Origin of the sequence: Synechococcus sp. F70.1 (assembly GCF_047502745.1) — a bacterium.
GTDB lineage: Bacteria > Cyanobacteriota > Cyanobacteriia > Thermostichales > Thermostichaceae > Thermostichus.
This window is the reverse complement of the sequence record NZ_JANSJL010000097.1, coordinates 1-1,117: the sequence shown is the minus strand read 5'-3', so window position 1 is coordinate 1,117 and position 1,117 is coordinate 1. Positions and strand designations below refer to the sequence as shown.

Below are 1,117 nucleotides of genomic sequence, written 5' to 3'. Positions count from 1 at the left end.
CATCGGGCGGACGTCCGAGGTAGAGGTTAGCCTCTTCATCCACCAGCTCACTGACGGTGGTGGTGACGTCGGCCTCTTGCCAGGCAGCGCGCTCTAAGGTGTATTTGGCGGAGAGGCCGCGCGCAGCAGCCCATCGTTCTGGCGCTTCTTCAATGGGGTGCCCTTCGGCGGCCCGCCCCACGACCGTCGCATGCGTCGTAAAAACCGTCGCTACCATCGGTTTATGTCGCCGTAGATACAGCACCCCCGCTCCCGTTAGCCACTCATGAAAATGCGCCACGACTTCCCCTATTTCTTCTCCATAATAAAACTCCAGAAAGCTCCCAATCGCCAGCCCCGCCGCATAGCCGAATATCGCCGGTTCTATGTAATCCCACCCACCCCACAACGAGTCCACCTCAAATTCCTCCCACAGCTCCCCAAATATCTCATCCTTACGTCCTAAAAGCGCATGAAACTCTAAAAGCCAGGCCGTTACTTCCACAGAGCCTATCTGCCACTTGCCCGGATAGACCCGCAGCCCATGCCGCCGCTCTAAGTAAGCCTGCCACTCGGTATACTCATTTACCTCTTCCCAGTTTTGCCGGCCCTGCGCTATATACGGACCCACCAAAATATACCCACCCCCAAAGGCTCGCAAAGCATGTGGGACTTTTCCTATCAGAACTGTGTGAATGCCTCCTACCTTGTTGCACACTTCCCAGCTTACCTCAAAAAGCCATCGCCGTCCACTTTCTTGCATACTCCAAAGGTAAGACTCGCACAGGACTTGTACTTTTGAAGGAGATGGGGCGCCTTGTTTTTCTGATCTTGATGGGTCTCCTTTTCGCGCAGGGCACGACCACGGAAGAAGTGGACGTAGATGAGCTGGAGGAGCTTTTCGGGAACCCAGAGGCCAAAACGGGGGTATCCTCTGACACGGTGGCTCTGGCTGGGCAGAGCGCGCAGGATCCCTTTGCCGATGACACCCTCTACGAAAGGCCCCTCCTGCCACCACCGCTCCGTCTTATTGACTCGCCTCGCTCCCCCCGCCTCACCATACACCCCACCGTCAAAAAACGAATACGCCCCACCCCCCCGGTCGGTTATACACCTCTCCGACGCGCCATGTCAACAC

The 1,117-nt window shown here is 56.8% G+C and carries 2 protein-coding genes; one reads left to right on the top strand and one right to left on the bottom strand.

Annotated features, from left to right (window positions below; translation table 11 throughout):
• On the bottom strand, nucleotides 1–742 hold a 742-nt coding region (locus NW860_RS09825), incomplete at its 3' end, for a glycogen/starch synthase (protein WP_414513921.1).
• A gap of 71 nt (nucleotides 743–813) precedes the next feature.
• Between NW860_RS09825 and NW860_RS09820 the strand changes: the two genes are divergently transcribed.
• The coding region (locus tag NW860_RS09820) for a hypothetical protein (RefSeq protein ID WP_414513919.1) at nucleotides 814–1,117 on the top strand (304 nt) is incomplete at its 3' end.